Raw genomic sequence first — 18973 nt, forward strand, 5'->3', positions numbered from 1 at the left:
GTCGGAGGGCGTCAGCCCCGGGGTGAGCCCGGGAGGCGTTCGGGCGTGTCGTCGTCGCCTTCGGCGGGCGCCTGGTTGGAGGTGCCGCTGGGGTTGGTCTCGGTCGAGCCGGGGTCGCGCTGTTCGTCGCGCACCTCGGGATCGTTCGGCGGGGTAGCCATGATCCAGTCTCCTGCACTTGGGGAGGGCGTGCCTAGGGAAACCACCGGCAAAGGCGCTGGTTGCAAATTATGTTTGACATAACGTGGGTTAGGCTTGGGAGGGGCCCCAGGTTACCGCCCGTAGATCCGGTCCAGCACCTCGGCGGAACGTGCGAAATGCTCTGCCTCCGCATTGAAGCGCTGCGAACGGGCCAGCTGCTCCGCCCATGCTGCAGCCGCCCGCCCGCCCCAGGCATCCGGGGGGCTCGCCAGCGCGGTCTTCGACGTGCCGGTGAACCGCTCCGCAACGAAGTCGTAGAAGCTGCCATCGACGTTGCGCAGTGCCGCGCCGCCCTCCGTCCCGTAGAACACGGCCGCAATCTCCGCATCGGCACCCGCATGCACCTGCCACGAGCAGGCGAGCCGCACATCGGTGCCGCCCGCACGGAAGGCGGCGGTGGCATAATCCTCCACCTGGTCGGGCCCTAGCGGCTGCCCCTTGGCGCGCAGCGAGGCCGCAACCCCGTCCACGGCCGGAAAGCCCAGCGTCCACAGCGCCAGATCGACCAGATGCACCCCCAGATCGATCACGCAGCCGCCGCCCGACTGCGCCGGATCGTAGAACCACGGCTTGTCCGGCCCATAGGCATTGTGGAACACCAGATCGACCGCGAACACCTGGCCAAGTGCGCCGCTCCGCACCAGCGCGGCGATCGCCTGCATGCCGTCCGTATGGCGATAGGAGAGATCCACCCCGAGCAGCCGATCGGCAGTGCGTGCGGCGTCGATCACCGCCTCCACTTCGCGCGCGGTCCGGCCGAGCGGCTTCTGGCAGAACACCGCCACCCCCGCGTCCAGCGCGCGGATGCTCTGTTCGGCATGCATCGCGCTGGGCGTGGCGATGACGATGCCGTCAAGCCCCAGCCCCAGCAGGGCGTCCAGTCCGTCAACCGCCTGCGCGTCCGGGGCGAGCGCCCGCGCCTGCTCGGCGCATTCCGGCGACGGATCGGCAAAGGCAGCGGCCTCGATGGCGCCGGTGGCGATCATCGCTTCCATGCGGTGGCGGCCGATCCAGCCGGTGCCCAGAAATCCGACGCGCGGCCTCATCGCAGCATCACCAGGGCTTTGACGAAATGCTCGGGCTTGTCGCGCGTCGCCGCCAGCGCCTCGCCGAGCTCCTCCAGCGCATAGCGATGGGTATAGAGCGGCGCCGGATCGAGCCGGCCGCTCGCCACCGCGTCCACCGCCTCGCGCAGGCCCTGCATCTGCACCGCGGGATCGCGCTCGTGCGCGTTGATCACGTCGATGCCCTTCCAGTTCCAGCCCTGCATGTTGACCTGCCGCGGCCCGTCCTGGTGATAGCCGGCGACCACCAGCCTGCCGCCGAAGCCGACCAGCTCGCCCGCCAGGTCGAGCGGCCATTGCTTGCCGACCGCTTCGATCACGCGCTCGCACATGGCCTCGTCGGTCAGCGCCTTCACTGCATCGATGATCGCATAGTGATCGTGCATCGGGATCGTCTCGGCAGCGCCATAATGCCTGGCGAGATCGAGCGATTCCTGCCGCCGCGAGATCGCGATCACGCGCGCACCGGCATCGCTCGCCAGCCTGGTCAACACCGCGCCGAGAAAGCCGATGCCGATGATCGCCACCGTCTGGCCCGCGCGAATGTCGCTGCGGCGGAAGATGTTGAAGGCGCAACCGAGCGGCTCGCCCGGGAATGGCTGGCCGGCAAGCGTGTCGGGCAGCTTCACCACCATGTCGGCCTTGGCGACATCGTAATCGGCGAAGCTGCGGAACGAAAGCGAGGCGACCCGGTCGCCGGGCAGCAGCCCCTCGACGCCCTCGCCCACCACGTCGATCTCGCCCCAGCCCTCGTGGCCAAGCCCGCCAGGATCGCCGGGGAACTGGCTCCAGGGCTGGCCCTGCCACGGCTCGACATTGGAGGCGCAGACGCCGCAGCCTTCCAGGCGGATGCGCACCTCGCCGGGGCCAGGCGCGGGAAGCGTCGCCGTCTCGATCCGGATCTGCTCCGGCCCTTCCAGGATCGCCGCGCGCATCATGCACCCTCCCCCTGCAACCAATTGGATTTGCGGCCTGTTTCAGCGCGATGATCGAACCACGCCAGGGCATGGGCGCCACGCTCCGCCAGAACATCGAAGACCTCACGGCGCGGCAGCGCGAGGATGCCCAGCGCGCACCGCTCAGTGACAAGGTCGCGGATCGGATCACCCGCTTCACGGGATCGATGACGTTCGTGGTGCTGCATCTGGTCCTCTTCGGGGTCTGGATTCTCGTGAACCTGGGGGTGCTGCCGGTCCTGCCGCGCTTCGATCCAAGCTTCGTGGTGCTGGCGATGTTCGCGTCGGTGGAAGCGATCTTCCTGTCGACCTTCGTGCTGATCAGCCAGAACCGCATGGCGACAATCGCCGATCGTCGCGCCGATCTGGACCTGCACGTTAGCCTCCTGGCCGAGCATGAGCTGACCAAGCTGGCCGGACTGGTGGAGCGGATCGCCGCGAAGCTGGACGTCTCGGCAGACGATCCGGGGTTCGCGGAGATTCACGCCCATGTGCAGCCGGTGCAGGTGCTGGATGCGCTGGACGCGAGCCGCAAGGAGAAGGGGATCGACTGAGGACCCCACCTCAATTCCCCGCGATGAACGCTTCCACCGCTTCGTACGCGTCGTCGTCCGGCATCTGCTCGGGCGGATGCTTGCAGAACCACGCCGCCGCCGGGAGAATCGCCCCGCCCAGCCCGCGGTCCTGCGCCAGCTTCGCACAGCGGATCATGTCGATCGCCACGCCGGCGCTGTTCGGGCTGTCCTCCACAGACAGGCGCAACTCCAGGTTCATCGGCACGCCGCCGAACATCCGGCCTTCCATGCGCAGGAAGCAGATCTTGTTGTCGTTCTGCCAGGCGACATAGTCGCTGGGGCCGACATGGATGTTCTCGTCCTCCAGCCGGCTCTCGGCGACCGACTGCACCGCCTCGGTCTTGGACTCCTTCTTCGATGCCAGCCGCGAGCGGTTGAGCATGTTGAGGAAGTCGGTGTTGCCGCCGGTGTTGAGCTGGTAGGTCCGCTCCAGCTTGACGCCGCGCTTGCGGAACAGGTCGGTCAGCACGCGGTGGACGATCGTCGCGCCCAGCTGCGCCTTGATGTCGTCGCCGATGATCGGCACACCCGCCGCCTCGAACCGCGCCGCCCATTCGGGGTTGCTGGCGATGAACACAGGGATGTTGTTGACGAACGCCACGCCGGCTTCGAGCGCGCATTCGGCGTAGAATTCGGTCGCGGCCTGCGATCCGACCGGCAGATAGTTCATCAGCACGTGCGTGTTGGTCTCGCGCAGGGCCCGGACGATCTCGTCCTTGCCGGGCTCCGCCGCACCACCGGCGAGCAGGAAGGTACGCTCCTGCGGATAGTCCGCCATGTGATCGGCGACGCCGTCGAGCACCCGCCCCATCCGCACCTCGGTATCGGTATGCCGCACCTCGTCGCAGAACACGGCCGTGCAGTTCGGCTGGGCGAAGATCGCCTCGGCGACGTCGCGGCCGACCTTGCGGGCGTCGACATCCCAGGCCGCGACGATGCGGATGTCGCTGGGGGCATAGCCGCCCAGCTCCGGGTGCATCAGGCCGACCATGTCGTTGGCACCGGCGCGATAATGCTCGATCCCCTGCACGAGCGAGCTGGCGCAATTGCCGACGCCCACCAGCGCGACATTGATGGGATGGCGGTCAGGGGAGAGCATCAGGCGAACTTTCTCTCGGCGGCGAGGCGCTCGTCGCGGTTGAACAGCAAGGGGTTGAGCTCGGGCTGGCTGGCCGCCAGCGCGACCGGCGCCGCCGAGGGCGCGATGGTCGCGGTGCCGGCGTAACGGTCGATCATCCAGCCGCAGAAATCGGCGAACGCCTGCGGGTCGCGCGCCGGACTGGTATGGTGCGGCTCGATGCCGAGATGCGCGGGCGTGAAGCAGAAGGTGACGGTGACGTCGAAGTCCGCCAGCGCCTCCATCTGCCGGTCGAACCAGTCGACCGCGCCTTCGCGGAAGCTGTCCGCCCAGCTGAGCCCGGTGCGGATGCGCCGCGTGCCCAGCCGTTTCATCCAGGCCACCGCCTCGTCCAGCCGGGGATCGTGGAAGTGGAACCACTGCATCAGCCCCACCTCGGCGGCATGCTCGGCATAGACGTCGAGCGCGGGCTTCGGCGTGCCGTCCTCACGAATCAGGCCCAGGTAGAAGTGGCGATAATAGGAGGAGCCCTCCGCCTCGCGGTGGCGCGTCTCGGCGCCCCAGCTGGTCGGCAGGTCGAACAGCGAATACCAGAAGACGCGCTCGGCCTTGCCCCGCAGCAGCTCCACCGTGCGACGCAGGCCGAATTCCTGCACTTCCTCGGCACCGAACGAGCTCACGCCCACTTCCGTGACCCAGACCGGCTTGTCGGTGACCGCCTGGATCTCCGCGATCTTGTCCGGCCAGGCGGAAAGCGGCCAGAGATTCCAGTCGAGCGGAAAGCCGTGCACCGCGACCACGTCTATGGCGTCGAGCGCGCCATGCCCTTCCATGCGCCGCAGCCAATGCGTGTCGATCGGCGACATGCCGCCAAGCACCCGTGGAAGGTCCGGATTCACCGCTCGGATCGCGTTACCGGCGGCGATCACATGCTGCGCGAACATCGACCAGTCCGGGTCGATCGCCGGATCCCAATGCGACTTGTTGTTGGGCTCGTTCCAGAGCATCGCCGCTTCGATCATGCCGCGCCTCCCTGGGCCGGATAGACGGCAGCGGGGCCGTACTCCGCATACGGCACGTCGGCGACACGGCACCAATAGACTTCGGATTCCGGGTTGGCCTCGATGGTGAAGCCGGCAGCGCGCAGCATCGCCTGCGACGCGGCTGCGTTGGGCGCCCACCAGTTGGTCCAGTCATGCGCGAACTGGCGCTCGATGAAGTGAAGCTTGGGATAGCCCGGATCGTCAAAATAGACGGGCGGGTCGAAGGTGCCGGGCATGTGGAAGGGATGATCCTCCGGCACCTCGGCGACCGCATCCGAACCCTGCTGCATCGTCTGGAACAGCATGTACTCGCCCGCAACATGTTCGCGGATCAGGTCCAGCGCCAGCAGCGGGTGACGGAGATGATAGAGCACCCCCATGAAGATCACGATGTCGAAACGCCGGCCGAGCGCCGCCACGTCGTAAACGGATCGATTTTCGAAGCGCACATCGTCGAAGCCCAGCGCCTCCGCGGCAAAGCGGGCCTGCGCCAGATAGCGCTCGTCGCTGTCGATGCCGAGCACCTCGCCCGCGCCGCGGCGCTTCATTTCGAAGGAATAGAAACCGGCATTGCAGCCGATGTCGAGCACGGAACGCCCTTCCAAGTCATCAGGAAGCGCCGTAGCGAAGCGGGCGAACTTGAAGGCGGGATAGTCGCCCAGGAAATGCTTCGGCGCGGTCTCCACGCCCTGGATGCGGATGTTCTGGAACCACGGTCCCAGCGCGTCGATGCGCGCACGCAGGTCGTCCGCCGGCGCGGGTCGCGCGGCTGCGAGGCTTCTCATTCCTGTTCCCCATTGAGCTTGAGCAGACGCGACCCCCAGCGACCGAGCAACAGCGTGCTGACCGATCCGGGATCCACGTCGAAGGCGAGCAGGCGGTCGAGGCCCAACCCGAGATAATGGGCAATAACGCCCCGAATAATGTCGCAATGGCTCACGCAAAGCAGCGTGCCGGTCCATCCGCGCTCTACCAGGCCATCAAGATGGCCGACGGCCCGCCCGGTGGCCTCTGCCATCCGCTCTCCATTGGGAGGGCGAACGGCGGAACGCTGGCGATTCCATTCGTGCCATTCGGCATCACGTTCCAGTTCCGCGAAGCTTCGGCCGGTCCAGGCGCCGAAGTCGACCTCGTCCAGGGCGTCCACCACCTTTGTGCGAACACCGATCCGCCCCCCGATGATTTCGGCCGTCGCAAGGGTACGCTCGCGTGGGCTGCAATGGATCGCGGCAATCGGGCTCTCGCGCGCAAAGCGGGCGGCGAGCCACTGGGCCTGCGCATGGCCCACCGCGGAAAGCGGCGATCGCGCGCTGCGCCCGCTCAGCACGTGACCGACATCATCATGCGCGCCATGCCGGATGAGATGTACTTTCGCAGTCATGAGAAGATTTGCAGCCTACCAGCATCAACTTAGATGCTTCCGTAACAACCGCCTTGGCCCAATGGTTCCCACTAACCTAAGTTACTTCAGACATTCAACGAATTAATACCAGTCGTTACGTAACGTTCAGCGGGAACAAGATGAAGAAGAAGCTGTTTGTTTCATGGGCGGATGATTTCCCTAGCAAGTCATCATTCCGTCACGACTTACCCAGGTTAGTTTTTGAGACAGGAAAGCGTCGAAATGACCGAAAAGGTGCTCGTAACGGGTGGTGCGGGGTTCATCGGATGTCAGGTCTCAGCCGAGCTTCTTCGTAGGGGCCATCAGGTTCGCGTGCTCGATTCGATGCTGGAACAGGTTCATGGCAATCGCGAGCGCCCCGAAGCACTGGACGACGATGTAGAACTGATCCGGGCCGACGTGCGCGATGGCGACGCGGTGGCCCGAGCGCTGCAAGGGGTGGACAGTGTCATCCACCTCGCCGCCGAGGTCGGCGTCGGCCAGTCGATGTACGAAGTCGAGCGCTACACCTCCGCGAATGACGTCGGCACTGCCGTGCTGTTCGAGCGGCTGATCGACAATCCCGTCCGCCGGGTCGTCACCGCGTCGTCAATGAGCATTTACGGCGAAGGCCTGTACCGCGATGCCGACGGAAAGCTTGTGGAGAACGCCGAGCGCGGCATCGTCCGCGACGGGCAGCAGCAGTGGAACCCGCTCGACGCGCAAGGCCGTCCGCTGGAGCCGGTCGCCACGCCCGAATGGAAGCGGCCGAGCCTCGCCTCGATCTACGCGCTCAACAAATATGTGCAGGAGCGCACCACCCACATCATGGGCGCGCCCTATGGCATCGAGACCGCGTGCCTGCGCCTGTTCAACGTCTATGGCCCGGGCCAGGCGCTCTCCAATCCCTATACCGGCGTGCTGGCGATCTTCGCCTCGCGGCTGCTCAACGGCCAGCGCCCGATGATCTTCGAGGATGGTGAGCAGCGCCGCGACTTCGTGCATGTGAGTGACGTCGCCCGCGCCTTTGCCGAGGCGCTCACCCTGCCCCAGGCTGCAGGACAGACCTTCAACATCGGTTCCGGCGACGATCGCTCGGTGACGCAGGTTGCCGAGGCGCTCGCCCGCGCCATGGGTCGCAACGATGCCGCGCCGGAAATCGTCGGCAAGACCCGCGTCGGCGACATCCGCCATTGCTTCTGCGACACCAGCCTCACCCGCGAGAAGCTTGGCTTCGAGGCACGACAGGATTTCGAGATCGGTCTCGCCGAACTCGCCGACTGGGTGCAGCGGCAGACCGCCGAGGATCGCGTCGGCCAGGCGCGTGCCGAGCTCGAGAAGCGGGGTCTGGTCGCATGAACGGCGGCGACGAGAAGCCGATCCTGATCACCGGCGGCGCCGGGTTCATCGGCTCCAACCTCGCCGACCGGCTGGCACGCCAGGGCGAGACGGTGGTGATCTACGACGCGCTGCGTCGCCCCGGCGTCGAGCGCAACCTCGCCTGGTTGCAGGCGCGGCATGGCGACCGGATCCGCCCGCTGATCGCCGACGTCCGCGAAACGGCGACGCTCGTGGAGGCGGTTCGCTCGGCGCGTGCGGTGTTCCACTTCGCCGCGCAGGTGGCGGTGACCACCAGCCTCACCGATCCCAACAGCGACTTCGAGGTGAACCTCGCCTCCACCTTCGCGCTGCTGGAAGCTGCCCGCACCGCGGCCACGCCGCCGCCGGTGATCTTCGCCTCGACCAACAAGGTCTATGGCGACCTCGCCGATCTCGACTTCGAACTGGGCACCAACGGCTATCAACCGGTTGATCGGGAGGTGCACGCGCACGGCATCGGCGAGGCGCGACCGCTGGATTTCCACACGCCCTATGGCTGCTCCAAGGGTGCCGCGGACCAATATGTGCTCGATTATGCCCGCAGCTATGGCCTGCCGGCGGCCGTGCTCCGGATGAGCTGCATCTATGGCCAGCGCCAGATGGGAACCGAAGACCAGGGCTGGGTCGCCCATTTCCTGATCCGCGCGCTCGAAGGGGCACCGATCACGCTCTATGGTGACGGGCATCAGGTGCGCGACATCCTCGACGTGTCGGATGCGGTCGACGCCTATCTCGCGGCGTGGCGGCAGATAGACCATGTGGCGGGCCAGGCCTTCAACCTGGGCGGCGGCCCCGACAATGCGGTGAGCCTGCGCACCCTGCTGGCGCATGTCGAGGCGATTACCGGCCGCCCGCTCGATCTCCGTTTCGACGATTGGCGCGCGGGCGACCAGCGCTATTTCGTCGCGGACACGAGCAAGGCGCGCACCGCGCTGGGTCTCGGCACGCCCACCGGGTGGCAGGACGGCGTAACCGCGCTGGCCCGCTGGCTGGGTGAAGAGCGCGGGCGCACGCTCGGCCGGCCGATACAGCGCGAGCGCGTGGCGGCGGCTGCCCTGTGACCGTGGGGGCACCGTTGCGGCTGTTGCTTACCACCGACGCCGTGGGCGGCGTGTGGCAGTACAGCCTCGACCTTGCCGGCGCGCTGGCCGAGCAGGGCGTCGAGACGGTGCTGGTGCAGCTTGGCCCGCCCCCAAGCGCGGCACAGCGGGCCGAGGCCAGGGCCATCGCCGGCGTCACCTTCATCGAGTCCGGGCTGCCGCTCGACTGGCTTAGCGACGGCCCTGCCCCGGTACTCACCGCCGGCGCGGAAGTCAGCCGGTTGGCGCGGCTCCACGGCGTCGACCTGGTGCAACTCAACATGCCCACCCTCGCCGCCGCCGCGTCGCCCGGCGTACCGGTGCTGGCGGTGACGCATGGCTGTGTCTCCACCTGGTGGCAGCATGCCCGTCCCGGCGTGTCGCTCGATCCGGGATTTCACTGGCACCGTGCACTGACCGAACAAGGACTCCGCGCAGCAGATCGCGTGGTCGCGCCTTCGGCCGGGTACGCCGAGGTCATTCGCGGCTACTACACCCTGCCGACGCTGCCGACCGTGGTGCATAACGGCCGTGCGCCCCTGGTGACGCCGAAAGGCGAGCCGGTGCAGGATTTCGTGCTGACCGTGGGCCGCCTCTGGGATTCCGTGAAAGGCGCGGAACTGCTCGACGCCGTTGCAGCCGAGCTCTCGGTGCCGTTCCACGCGGCGGGCGCCGCCACCGGACCGCATGGGGAAACGGCGCGGCTGGAAAACCTGCATCTGCTCGGCCAATTGGATAGCCCTGCGCTGGCGCACCGGCTCGCGGCCCGGCCCGTGTTCGTCTCTGCCGCCTGTTTCGAGCCGTTCGGGCTGGCCGTGCTGGAAGCCGCCGCTGCCGGCTGCGCGCTGGTGCTAGCCGACATCCCCGTGTTCCGCGAGCTTTGGGGCGACGTCGCGCTGTTCGTGCCGCCCCGGGATGCCGCCGCCTATCGCGCCACGATCGAGCGGCTGATCGGTGATCTCGGCCTGCGCCGCATGCTGGGCGATGCCGCTGCCGACCACGCCCGCCGCTACACGCCCGTCCGCATGGCCGACGCCATGCTTCCTCTCTACCGCCAGCTCCTCGCCGAGCGCGCGCCCGCCGGAAAGGTCGCGGCATGAAGATCGTCTATTTCACCCATTCGCTCGCCTCGTGCTGGAACCATGGCAATGCACACTTCCTGCGCGGCGTGCTCAGCGAGCTGATCGCGCGCGGCCACGAGGTGACGGCGTGGGAACCGGAAAGCGCCTGGAGCCTCGCCAACCTGCTGGCGGACCATGGCCAGGAAGGTCTGGCGCCCTATCGCGACGCCTATCCCGAACTGCAATCCTGCACCTACACGCCGATGTGCACGCCAGCGCAGATGATTGGCGAAGCCGATCTGGTTATCGTTCACGAGTGGAATGATCCCAAGCTGGTTTCCCGCATTGGCCAGGCGCGGGCGATGGGCGGCGGCTTCACCCTGCTGTTCCACGATACGCACCATCGTGCGGTCAGCGAGCCGGCGGCGATGCAGGCCTATGACCTCAACGACTATGACGGCGTGCTCGCCTTCGGAGAGACGCTGGCCGAGGTCTATCGCGGCTGGGGCTGGGGCAATCGGGTGTGGGTTTGGCATGAAGCCGCCGACCTGCGCCGATTTCAGCCGCCCGTGCAGGAAGGCGACCGCGAAGGTCTGGTCTGGATCGGCAACTGGGGTGACGGGGAACGCACGGAGGAACTGGAGCGCTTCCTGTTCCGCCCCGCTGCCGATGCCGGGCTTCCGCTCGACATCTATGGCGTTCGCTATCCGGACGAAGCCAGAGCGATGCTCGCCGGGCACGGCGCGCGCTATCATGGCTGGGCGCCCAATGCCCGCGCGCCGGATATCTTCGCCCGCCATCTCGCCACGGTGCATGTACCGCGCCGCTATTACGCAACGATTCTGCCGGGCATCCCGACGATCCGCGTGTTCGAGGCGCTCGCCTGCGGCATTCCCCTGGTTTCCGCGCCATGGGACGATGCGGAACATCTCTTCCGCCCCGGCACCGACTATCTGGTCGCCCGTGACGGCGCGGAAATGACCCGCCACCTCGCCGCGCTCCGCGACGATCCCGATCTTCGCGCCTCGCTGGTCTCCCACGGCCTCGAGACGATCCGCACCCGCCACAGCTGCGCGCACCGCGTCGACGAACTGCTCGCGATCGTCGCCGGACTCGCCCGCCCTCACCTTGCCAAGGACGCCGCATGAAGATTGCATTCTACGGATCGAGCCTGCTTTCCTCCTACTGGAACGGCGCCGCGACCTATTATCGCGGCATTCTGAAGGCGCTGGCTGCGCGCGGCTACGACATCACCTTCTACGAACCGGACGCCTTCGAACGGCAGCAGCACCGCGACATTGATCCGCCGGCGTGGGCGAAGGTGGTGGTCTACCCCGCGACGGACGAAGGCCTGCGCAGCGTGCTGGCCGAAGCGCCGAAGGCCGATGTGGTCGTCAAGGCCAGCGGAGTCGGCGTGTTCGACCGCGAGTTGATCGAGGCGATGCGCACCGCCCCACGCCCCGATGCGCTCCGCATCTTCTGGGACGTGGACGCCGCCGCGACGCTGGACGAGATGCGCGGCGATCCCGCCCACCCGGTTCGCACCACGCTGCCCGAGATCGATCTGGTCCTCACCTATGGCGGCGGCCCGCCGGTGATCGATGCGTACACGGCGATGGGCGCACGGGAGTGTATCCCGGTGTACAACGCGCTCGATCCCGAGACACATCACCCCGCCCCCGCCGATCCGCGTTTCAACGCGGATCTGGCGCTGCTTGCCAATCGCCTGCCGGATCGCGAGGCGCGGATCGAGGAGTTCTTCCTCCGTGCGGCGTCGCTCGCACCCGAGCGCAGCTTCCTGCTGGGCGGCAATGGCTGGCACGACAAGGCGATGCCGGAGAATGTCCGCGCGATCGGCCATGTCGGCACTGCCGACCACAATGCCTTCAACTGCACGCCGCAGGCGGTGCTGAACGTGGCGCGGGATTCGATGGCAGCCATCGGCTTCTCCCCCGCGACCCGCGTGTTCGAGGCGGCCGGTGCCGCCGCCTGCCTGATTACCGACGCCTGGGAAGGCATCGAGCTGTTCCTGAAGCCCGACAGCGAGGTGCTGGTCGCACGTGACGGGCAGGACGTCGCCGAACATCTCGCCACACTCACGCCCGATCGGGCCCGTGCCATCGGCGAGGCGGCGCGCGCCCGCGTACTCGCCGAGCACAGCTACGACCTTCGCGGTGCGCAGGTCGATGCCATCCTCAAGTCCCAGCGTCCGCGCGAAAGGAAAGCAGCATGAAGCTGATCGTCCTGGGCCTCAGCCTTGGCTCCTCCTGGGGCAACGGCCACGCCACCACCTTCCGCGCGCTGCTGCGGGCATTCTCCGCGCGGGGACATGACGTGCTGTTCCTCGAGCGCGAAGTCCCCTGGTATGCCGGTGCGCACCGCGACCTGATCGATCCGGATTTCTGCCGGCTCGAATACTACCGAACACTTGCCGATCTCGACGCCTGGCGCGAAGAGATTGCGGATGCCGACGCAGTCATAGTGGGTTCCTACGTGCCGGACGGCACCGCGGTCGGTGCGTTCGTCCAGGGGACGGCCAGGGGAGTCACCGCCTTCTACGACATCGACACGCCGGTCACCCTCGCCAAGCTGGCCCGCAGCGAGTTCGAATATCTGACGCCGGCGCTGATCCTTGGCTATGACATGTATCTAAGCTTCACCGGGGGCCCGACGCTGGACCGGATCGAGCGCGAGCTGGGCAGCCCTGCAGCCCGCGCGCTCTACTGCTCGGTCGATACCGTTGCCTACCGCCCACTCGACGTCCCCAAGCGGTGGGACCTCACCTATCTCGGCACCTACAGCCCAGATCGCCAGCCGACGCTGGAGAAGCTGCTGCTTGAACCGGCCCGCCGCTGTCCCGACAAGCGGTTCGCTGTTGCCGGCCCGCAATATCCGGACGACATCGACTGGCCGGCTAATGTGGAGCGGATAGAGCATCTGCCGCCGGCAGAGCACCCCGGCTTCTATTCGGCGTCGCGCATGACGCTGAACGTCACCCGCGCGGACATGATCGCCGCTGGCTGGTCCCCCTCGGTACGGTTGTTCGAAGCGGCAGCCTGCGGCACGCCGATCCTGTCGGATCGCTGGGACGGCATCGAAAGCCTGTTCGTGCCCGGCGACGAGATCCTGCTCGCCGACACGACGGAGGACGCGATCGCCGCGCTCCACCGCGATGCCGAAGCAATCGGCACGGCTGCGCGACGGCGACTGTTCGAAGGCCATGACGCAGCGCACCGCGCAGCCGAACTCGAAGCCCATCTCGAAGAAGCAAGAGCGCGGCCGCACGGCACGCGCCAGGAGAGGAATGCCCGCATGACGAACGACGACGAAAAATCCCTGATCCTGGTGGCGGGCGGCGCAGGATTCATCGGCTCGCACCTCTGTGCCGAACTGCTCGATCGCGGCGAGCAGGTCGTCTGCCTCGACAATCTGCAGACGTCCAACCTCGACAATCTTCGCGGGCTGGAGGGGCGCCCGGGCTTCGAGTTCGTCCGCGGCGACATCGTCGAGGCGCTCCCCGCCTCCATTCTAGACCGCGCGCACCGCTTCAAGCAGATCTACAACTGCGCCTGCCCGGCCTCCCCGCCGCAGTATCAGGTAGACCCCGAACACACCATGCTAACCAATGTGGTTGGCACAGACCGCCTGCTACGGCTCGCCGCCGATGCAGGTGCCCGATTCCTGCTGACGTCCACCTCCGAGGTCTATGGCGACCCGGAGATGCACCCGCAGCGGGAGGAATATCGCGGTTGGGTAAGCTGCACGGGCCCGCGCGCCTGCTACGACGAAGGAAAACGCGCCGCCGAGGCGCTGACCTATGACTTTTGCCGCACCGGGCGGGCGGAAGTGCGGGTAGCGCGCATTTTCAACACCTATGGACCCCATATGCATTTCGATGACGGTCGCGTGGTCTCGAACCTCATCGTGCAGGCACTCTCCGGCAAGCCGCTGACGCTGTATGGCGATGGTAGCCAGACCCGCAGCTTTTGCTACGTCTCCGATCTGGTGCAGGGCTTAATCCTGCTAATGAATAGCGATATCACAGGAATGGAACCCATAAACCTCGGAAATCCGCATGAAATCACCGTCGGCGAACTGGCAGAACGGGTGGCGGGCTTCATCGGTGACAATGTTGCGATTGAATATCATCCACTTCCGGTGGACGATCCGCGGCGCCGCAAGCCGGACATCGGGCGCGCGCGTGAACTGCTCGGTTGGGAACCGCGCGTACCGCTGACGGAGGGTCTGGAGCGCACCTGCGCCTGGTTCGCGCGCGCGATGGATGTAGTGCCCACCGGCCCCATGCCGCTGGAAGTCGCCGCCGAATAGGATCACGTTCCCCACCGAAGGTGCGCCAGCCTGCCCCCGCTGACGGTGCGGCGTCGTGGCTAACCGCGCGCCCTTGGGATGCGGCCGCACTACGCCCGCGGCCGCTGTTGCAAGGAACGAGGCCGGTTGGTCAGGCGATGCTCGACGGATGAACAGGCCAAGGTAGCGACGAACCAGCGTGGTTTGCAAAAGGGTACGTTTGGCGGCAACCCTGGGTGGCACCAGCGTGTTTGGTGGGAGACAAGCGTTGCCCCCCTTCGCCGCCGAAAGGGGGCACCCCGCTATGCCTGCGTTCCTCCAGAGCAAGCTGCAGGGGACATTCCCGAAGAAAGGGCGCACGTCCAATGGCTTCCCGGTGACGCCGAATGCACGATCTTCGTCCCGAAACGTGATTTCTTATTGATCCGGGTTAAGACATCCACGCTGAACCATGCGCACCGATGCGGCGTTTGTTCCACGTTATGCTGGAAGCTTCTTCCCTTGTGGCGGATGCATCCGCAACCAGCAGGCTTGGCGCGCTTGCTTCGCTCAGCGATGGCGATCGCCGGTCGCTCCGGTCGGCAGCGGAGTTTCCGCAGCGGATCCGAGCCGCGCGCGATTTGATCCTTGCCGGGCAGCGATCAGCGGGGTCGCTCGTCGTGCTGGATGGATGGCTTGGCCGCGTGCAACTGTTCAGCGACGGTCGCCGCCAGATCCTGAGCTTCCTGCTGCCCGGTGACGTCATCCAGGAACCCGGCACCTTTCAGCCGGTCGCGTCCAGCACGATTACAGCGCTTTCCGATGCGATTCTTTGCCCGGCACCCGCCTCTGACAGCGAAGGCCTGCGAGAAGCCTATGCCGCCAGCGCCGCGCTGGACGAGGTCAACCTGCTTCGCCACGTGGCGCGGCTCGGCCGGATGAGCGCCTTCGAACGGATCCACGACTGGCTACTCGAGATCCATGAGCGCCTTCTGCTTGCCGGCCGCGCCGGCCCCGACGGCTTCGCCATGCCGTTGACGCAGGAAATGCTTGCCGATGCCCTCGGCCTCACGAGCGTCCATGTGAACCGGACGGTGCAGGCGATGCGGCGCGAGGGCGTGCTGGAATGGCGCGGCGGCATGGTTCGTCTCAAGCGGAACACGACCGCCGCGACGCAAGCCGCACCCCGCGAACGCTTCCAGCCGGGGGCGGCGCTTCCCGTGTCCCGCAACTTGCTTGTCTCCGGCTAGATCAGGACCCGGACGGCGGCATTGCAGGAGAATGCCGGATTGGCGCGGCCAGCGCACGTAGCCTGCGCTCATATTCATCGGCGAGGCGGAAATGGGCAAGCGCTGCGATATTGTCCTCGCACGTCGATGCGATGGCCAGTTCGGCGCGCGCCCGGCACTGAAAATAGTCTCTATCATCGGCACTTGGCATGCGCTGCACTCCTTGGGGCGTCGGCCATGCTACACCCGCGCGGCGCGCACAGCGCTTGCCTGGATCAGGACAACGCGGGACAACCGGCGCTTCCGGAGTCGACGGACGATCGATCGAGCCGCTAAAGCTCCGCGTCATGACCGATGCCCCCCTCCCCCGCCCCACCCGCTGCGATCGCGCCTGGGTCGACGAAGCCGTCCGGACGATCGACGCCGAGTTCAATCGCTCCGCCGACACCCATCTCGTGCGGGTGGAACTGCCGGGTGCCCCGGGCATCACCCTGTACCTCAAGGACGAGTCGAGCCACCCCACCGGCAGCTTGAAGCACCGCCTGGGTCGTTCGCTGTTCCTCTATGCCCTGTGCAATGGCTGGATCGGGCCGAAGACGACGATCGTCGAGGCTTCGAGCGGCTCGACCGCGGTATCGGAAGCCTATTTCGCCAAGATGATCGGGCTCCCTTTCGTGGCAGTGCTGCCGCGGGGCACCTCGCCCGAGAAGATCGAGGCGATCGAGTTCCATGGCGGTCACTGCCATGAAGTCGCCGATCCTCGCTCGGTGCGGGCGGAGGCGCAGCGCCTCGCGACCGAGCTCGGAGGCCATTTCATGGATCAGTTCACCTATGCCGAGCGCGCCACCGACTGGCGCGGCAACAACAACATCGCCCAGTCGATCTTCGAGCAGATGGCGCAGGAAGCGCATCCGATACCGGCGCACATCGTCTGCGGGGCCGGCACCGGCGGCACCTCCGCGACGATCGGCCGCTATCTGCGTTATCGAAGGATGGAAACACGCCTGTGTGTCGCCGATCCCGAGGCCTCGGTGTTCCACCGCCACTATGCCGATCGCAGCATCACCACGACCGACGGCGCACCTTCCTGCGTGGAGGGGATCGGCCGGCTGCAACTCGAACCCTCGTTCCTGCCCGACGTGATCGACCGGATGATCACCGTGCCGGATGCCGCCAGCCTCGCCGCTGCGCTCCGCATCAGCCAGGTCCTCGGCCGCCCCTGCGGCGTTTCCACGGGCACCAACATCTGGGCCTGTGCGACCCTGATCCGGGAGATGCGCGCCGTGGGGCAGGCCGGATCGATCGTCACGCTGCTGTGCGACGATGGCCGCCGCTATGCCTCCACCTGCTTCGATGCCGGATGGCGTGCGGCGCATGGCTATGAGACCGACACGCACGATAGGGCACTTGACGATCTTTTCGGGTCGCGGCGCTGAGAACCGTCATCAATCCGTCATCCAGTTGCTGCACCCGGCCGCAGATATCGGTTACCACGGGACGGAGTTGAGGCGGACATGACGGGCAGCGCGACCACTCGGCGGCGGTTTCTTGCGGCAGGCGCGCAGGCGGCGGTGGCGTCCGCGCTGCCGGCCTCGATCGCCCGCGCCGCGGCGATCCCCGCCGATGTGCGGACCGGCACCCTCGCCGACGTCGCCCATGTCGTGATCCTGATGCAGGAGAACCGCAGCTTCGACCATTATTTCGGTACGCTGAAGGGTGTGCGCGGCTTCGGCGATCCGCTGACGGTGCCGCTGCCCGACGGCCGCAGCGTCTGGGCACAGGAAGCGGCGGACGGCCGCCTGGTCGCGCCGTTCCATCTTTCGACGAAAGAGCATTTCGAGCTGATGCGCGTGGCGAGCACGCCGCACAGCTGGCCCGACGCACAGGCCGCCTGGGACCAGGGCCGGATGCAGCGCTGGGCCGCAGCCAAGACGGATCGCGCGATGGGCCATTTCGCGCGCGAGGACCTCGAATTCCAGTTCGCGCTCGCCGAGAGCTTCACGATCTGCGACGCCTATCACTGCGCGGTGCATACCGGCACGAACACCAACCGCCTGTTCCTGTGGACCGGCACCAACGATCCCAGCGGAACGCTGGGCGGCCCCGCAATCGGCAACTCGCACGACGAGCTGGCCACGAAGGGCGGCCATCCCGACTCCTATCGCTGGACCACCTACCCGGAACGGCTGCAGGCAGCGGGGATCGACTGGCGCATCTACCAGGACATGGCGGACAATTTCACCGACAATCCCCTGGTCGGTTTCGCTGCCTATCGCGAGGCGCAGCCGGGCTCGCCACTGCACGAGCGCGCACGCACCACCCATGGCCTGGATCAACTGCGTGCCGACGTGGTGGCGGGCAGGCTGCCGCAGGTTTCCTGGATCATCGCGGATGCCGCGGGCAGCGAACACCCTGCCCCCTCCAGCCCGGCGCAGGGCGCGGCCTATACCGCTGCGGTGATCGACGCGCTGACTGCCAATCCGGAGGTGTGGGCGCGTACTGTGCTGATCGTCAATTTCGACGAGAATGACGGTTTCTTCGATCACGTACCCCCACCCTGCCCGCCGTCGCGCGATCCGGCGGCGCCGGGTGGATTTGCCGGCATCTCGCAGATCGGCACCGCCAACGACTATCACCAGATCCCCAGCGTAGCCGACCAGAAGTCCGAACGGCCCGAACTGATCGGCCGCCCCTACGGCCTGGGACCGCGCGTCCCCTGCTATGTCGTCTCGCCGTGGAGCCGCGGCGGCTGGGTCAATTCGCAGGTCTTCGACCATACGTCGGTGATCCGCTTCCTCGAAAAGCGCTTCGGCGTGCAGGAGCCCAATATCTCCGCATGGCGACGTGCGGTTTGCGGCGACCTCACCAGCGCCTTCGATTTCCGCACGCCGAACCGCCCCGCCTCCCCGACGCTGCCGGACCCGCGTCCGCTCGCGGTCCGCGCCGCCGCCGTGCCGAAGCAGCCCGAACCGAGTGCGCCCGTCGCGGCAGGTCAGGCCCCGGCGCAGGAACCCGGCATCCGCCGCGCCCGGGCGCTGCCCTATGCCCTGGAGGTCCATGAAGCGGCGCTCGATACCCGGGGCATCACGCTGCGGCTCGAATGTCCGGGCGTGCCGGCGGTCGTGCAGGTCTATGACCGGCTGCGGCTCGACGCGGTGCCGCGCCGCTACACGCTGAAGCAGGGCGGCACGATCGAGGCCGAATGGCCGCTGGATGCGGAGGGGCGCTACGACCTGTGGCTGCTCGGCCCCAACGGCTTCCACCGCCACTTCGCCGGCCAGGGGATTGCACATGCCGGCGCGGTCCGCTGGCAGCAGCGTCGCACCGGAGCCCCCCAGCTGATCGTGCAGGCGCCTGCGGCCATGACATCGGAATGGCCGCGCCATCCGGCCTTGCGCGCGATCGGGGCCGGCGAAACCCGCGTGCCGCTCAGCGCAACCGGCGGCTGGTACGATCTGGTGCTCCGCGCCCCCGATGCGCCCGGTTACCGCCGACGCCTCGCCGGACGGATCGAAAATGGCAGCGATGGATGGTCGGAGCCGCCGCTGACCAATGTTAAGGTTTCCCAAATCGATTAGACACGATACTGTCAGCGCTGACAGAACAAAATCATACCTGGGGGGCCGGACAATTGAAGTC

At 67.1% G+C, this 18973-nt stretch carries 17 protein-coding genes and 1 pseudogene; 11 read left to right on the forward strand and 7 right to left on the reverse strand.

Going from position 1 to position 18973, the window contains the following annotated elements; all coding sequences use genetic code 11:
- Positions 1–11: 11 nt before the first annotated feature.
- The 3 genes from SPI01S_RS22305 to SPI01S_RS13050 all read right to left on the reverse strand — a co-directional run bounded on the left by SPI01S_RS22305 (position 12) and on the right by SPI01S_RS13050 (position 2203).
- A complete protein-coding gene (locus SPI01S_RS22305) occupies positions 12–161 on the reverse strand; it encodes a hypothetical protein (protein WP_157084681.1) in 150 nt (49 codons plus the stop codon).
- A 111-nt stretch (positions 162–272) separates the two neighbouring features.
- Positions 273–1247: a Gfo/Idh/MocA family protein gene (locus tag SPI01S_RS13045; protein ID WP_066723074.1), complete on the reverse strand. Its 975-nt coding sequence runs from the start codon at positions 1245–1247 to the stop codon at positions 273–275.
- Entirely contained in the window at positions 1244–2203 is a 960-nt protein-coding gene (locus SPI01S_RS13050; RefSeq protein ID WP_084253449.1) for an MDR/zinc-dependent alcohol dehydrogenase-like family protein, read from the reverse strand. The genes SPI01S_RS13045 and SPI01S_RS13050 overlap by 4 nt, the downstream gene beginning before the upstream one ends.
- Before the next feature lie 47 nt (positions 2204–2250).
- On the opposite strand from SPI01S_RS13050, the gene SPI01S_RS13055 reads away from it, so the two are divergent.
- The gene (locus SPI01S_RS13055) at positions 2251–2775 is read left to right on the forward strand and encodes a DUF1003 domain-containing protein (RefSeq protein ID WP_066723083.1); all 525 of its coding nucleotides are present in this window, start codon (positions 2251–2253) and stop codon (positions 2773–2775) included.
- 10 nt (positions 2776–2785) lie between these two features.
- Here SPI01S_RS13055 and SPI01S_RS13060 read toward each other — a convergent pair whose 3' ends face one another.
- From SPI01S_RS13060 to SPI01S_RS13075, 4 genes are read right to left on the reverse strand one after another with little or no spacing between them, the layout of a single operon-like run.
- Entirely contained in the window at positions 2786–3895 is a 1110-nt protein-coding gene (locus SPI01S_RS13060) for an inositol-3-phosphate synthase (protein WP_066723085.1), read from the reverse strand.
- On the reverse strand, positions 3895–4896 hold the full coding sequence (locus SPI01S_RS13065; protein ID WP_066723087.1) for a glycosyl hydrolase: 1002 nt from the start codon (positions 4894–4896) through the stop codon (positions 3895–3897). The genes SPI01S_RS13060 and SPI01S_RS13065 overlap by 1 nt, the downstream gene beginning before the upstream one ends.
- Entirely contained in the window at positions 4893–5702 is an 810-nt protein-coding gene (locus SPI01S_RS13070) for a TIGR04290 family methyltransferase (RefSeq protein WP_066723089.1), read from the reverse strand. The genes SPI01S_RS13065 and SPI01S_RS13070 overlap by 4 nt, the downstream gene beginning before the upstream one ends.
- Entirely contained in the window at positions 5699–6298 is a 600-nt protein-coding gene (locus SPI01S_RS13075; protein WP_066723099.1) for a histidine phosphatase family protein, read from the reverse strand. Before SPI01S_RS13075 ends, SPI01S_RS13070 begins: the two co-directional genes overlap by 4 nt.
- A 243-nt stretch (positions 6299–6541) precedes the next feature.
- Here SPI01S_RS13075 and SPI01S_RS13080 point away from each other — a divergent pair, with 243 nt between their 5' ends.
- The 10 genes and pseudogenes from SPI01S_RS13080 to SPI01S_RS13120 all read left to right on the forward strand — a co-directional run bounded on the left by SPI01S_RS13080 (position 6542) and on the right by SPI01S_RS13120 (position 18912).
- Positions 6542–7657, forward strand: coding sequence for an SDR family NAD(P)-dependent oxidoreductase (locus tag SPI01S_RS13080; RefSeq protein WP_066723102.1), 1116 nt, complete (start codon positions 6542–6544; stop codon positions 7655–7657).
- Entirely contained in the window at positions 7654–8739 is a 1086-nt protein-coding gene (locus tag SPI01S_RS13085; protein WP_066723106.1) for an SDR family NAD(P)-dependent oxidoreductase, read from the forward strand. Before SPI01S_RS13080 ends, SPI01S_RS13085 begins: the two co-directional genes overlap by 4 nt.
- Before the next feature lie 14 nt (positions 8740–8753).
- On the forward strand, positions 8754–9857 hold the full coding sequence (locus SPI01S_RS13090; RefSeq protein WP_169804512.1) for a glycosyltransferase family 4 protein: 1104 nt from the start codon (positions 8754–8756) through the stop codon (positions 9855–9857).
- The gene (locus SPI01S_RS13095; RefSeq protein WP_066723112.1) at positions 9854–10966 is read left to right on the forward strand and encodes a CgeB family protein; all 1113 of its coding nucleotides are present in this window, start codon (positions 9854–9856) and stop codon (positions 10964–10966) included. The genes SPI01S_RS13090 and SPI01S_RS13095 overlap by 4 nt, the downstream gene beginning before the upstream one ends.
- The gene (locus SPI01S_RS13100) at positions 10963–12051 is read left to right on the forward strand and encodes a CgeB family protein (protein WP_066723113.1); all 1089 of its coding nucleotides are present in this window, start codon (positions 10963–10965) and stop codon (positions 12049–12051) included. The genes SPI01S_RS13095 and SPI01S_RS13100 overlap by 4 nt, the downstream gene beginning before the upstream one ends.
- A gap of 410 nt (positions 12052–12461) precedes the next feature.
- Positions 12462–13058: pseudogene (locus tag SPI01S_RS23425) on the forward strand (CgeB family protein); the annotation flags it as partial.
- A 72-nt stretch (positions 13059–13130) separates the two neighbouring features.
- Positions 13131–14147 carry a UDP-glucuronic acid decarboxylase family protein gene (locus tag SPI01S_RS23365; RefSeq protein WP_157084689.1) on the forward strand — a complete coding sequence of 339 codons (1017 nt, stop codon included), beginning with the start codon at positions 13131–13133 and terminating at the stop codon, positions 14145–14147.
- A 440-nt stretch (positions 14148–14587) separates the two neighbouring features.
- The gene (locus SPI01S_RS13110; protein ID WP_245653593.1) at positions 14588–15355 is read left to right on the forward strand and encodes a Crp/Fnr family transcriptional regulator; all 768 of its coding nucleotides are present in this window, start codon (positions 14588–14590) and stop codon (positions 15353–15355) included.
- Between the two features lie 326 nt (positions 15356–15681).
- The gene (locus SPI01S_RS13115; RefSeq protein ID WP_066723114.1) at positions 15682–16770 is read left to right on the forward strand and encodes a PLP-dependent cysteine synthase family protein; all 1089 of its coding nucleotides are present in this window, start codon (positions 15682–15684) and stop codon (positions 16768–16770) included.
- 78 nt (positions 16771–16848) lie between these two features.
- Entirely contained in the window at positions 16849–18912 is a 2064-nt protein-coding gene (locus tag SPI01S_RS13120) for a phosphocholine-specific phospholipase C (protein WP_066723118.1), read from the forward strand.
- Positions 18913–18973 lie beyond the last annotated feature (61 nt).

This window comes from Sphingomonas pituitosa NBRC 102491 (genome assembly GCF_001598435.1).
In the GTDB taxonomy this organism is placed as follows: Bacteria; Pseudomonadota; Alphaproteobacteria; order Sphingomonadales; family Sphingomonadaceae; genus Sphingomonas; species Sphingomonas pituitosa.

Coding starts and splice junctions, on each gene's coding strand:
- SPI01S_RS13085 (WP_066723106.1), top strand. CDS start 7,654: ATGAACGGCGGCGACGAGAAGCCGATCCTGATCACCGGCGGCGCCGGG.
- SPI01S_RS13095 (WP_066723112.1), top strand. CDS start 9,854: ATGAAGATCGTCTATTTCACCCATTCGCTCGCCTCGTGCTGGAACCAT.
- SPI01S_RS13060 (WP_066723085.1), bottom strand. CDS start 3,895: ATGCTCTCCCCTGACCGCCATCCCATCAATGTCGCGCTGGTGGGCGTC.
- SPI01S_RS13070 (WP_066723089.1), bottom strand. CDS start 5,702: ATGAGAAGCCTCGCAGCCGCGCGACCCGCGCCGGCGGACGACCTGCGT.
- SPI01S_RS22305 (WP_157084681.1), bottom strand. CDS start 161: ATGGCTACCCCGCCGAACGATCCCGAGGTGCGCGACGAACAGCGCGAC.
- SPI01S_RS13120 (WP_066723118.1), top strand. CDS start 16,849: ATGACGGGCAGCGCGACCACTCGGCGGCGGTTTCTTGCGGCAGGCGCG.
- SPI01S_RS13080 (WP_066723102.1), top strand. CDS start 6,542: ATGACCGAAAAGGTGCTCGTAACGGGTGGTGCGGGGTTCATCGGATGT.
- SPI01S_RS13045 (WP_066723074.1), bottom strand. CDS start 1,247: ATGAGGCCGCGCGTCGGATTTCTGGGCACCGGCTGGATCGGCCGCCAC.
- SPI01S_RS13100 (WP_066723113.1), top strand. CDS start 10,963: ATGAAGATTGCATTCTACGGATCGAGCCTGCTTTCCTCCTACTGGAAC.
- SPI01S_RS13110 (WP_245653593.1), top strand. CDS start 14,588: ATGCGGCGTTTGTTCCACGTTATGCTGGAAGCTTCTTCCCTTGTGGCG.
- SPI01S_RS13115 (WP_066723114.1), top strand. CDS start 15,682: ATGACCGATGCCCCCCTCCCCCGCCCCACCCGCTGCGATCGCGCCTGG.
- SPI01S_RS13075 (WP_066723099.1), bottom strand. CDS start 6,298: ATGACTGCGAAAGTACATCTCATCCGGCATGGCGCGCATGATGATGTC.
- SPI01S_RS13055 (WP_066723083.1), top strand. CDS start 2,251: ATGATCGAACCACGCCAGGGCATGGGCGCCACGCTCCGCCAGAACATC.
- SPI01S_RS13050 (WP_084253449.1), bottom strand. CDS start 2,203: ATGATGCGCGCGGCGATCCTGGAAGGGCCGGAGCAGATCCGGATCGAG.
- SPI01S_RS13065 (WP_066723087.1), bottom strand. CDS start 4,896: ATGATCGAAGCGGCGATGCTCTGGAACGAGCCCAACAACAAGTCGCAT.
- SPI01S_RS23365 (WP_157084689.1), top strand. CDS start 13,131: ATGACGAACGACGACGAAAAATCCCTGATCCTGGTGGCGGGCGGCGCA.